General features: G+C 57.0%; 1 pseudogene. It reads left to right on the top strand.

The features are described from left to right. A pseudogene (locus tag AC0L20_RS40315) lies at positions 1-344 on the top strand (hypothetical protein); the annotation flags it as partial.

Genomic DNA, 344 nt, shown 5'->3' with positions numbered 1-344 from the left:
ACCACGTTCTTCGGTTACGGCGAAAACGGCAAGATCCACAAGATCAAGGAATTCTACGATCCGGACTCCCTGGGCGGCCTGTACGGCGCGATCACCGAGTTCCTCGGTTTCGAGATGCTCGACGGTGAGTTCAAGGTCATGGGCATGGCGCCTTATGGCGATGCCAGCAAGTACGATTTTTCGCGCCTGGCCTCCTTTGAAAACGGCGAGTTGGTGATCAACACCGATTACGCCAACGTCATCGGCCTGCGTCGCTACAAGGAAAAGGGCAAGGGTTTCTACTTCTCGCCAAAACTGATCGAGTGGCTGGGCCCCAAGCGCGAAGGCGACATTGCCGACGAGCC

It is taken from the genome of Bradyrhizobium sp. Kon58 (assembly GCF_055807455.1).
This window is presented reverse-complemented; position numbering and strand designations above follow the sequence as displayed.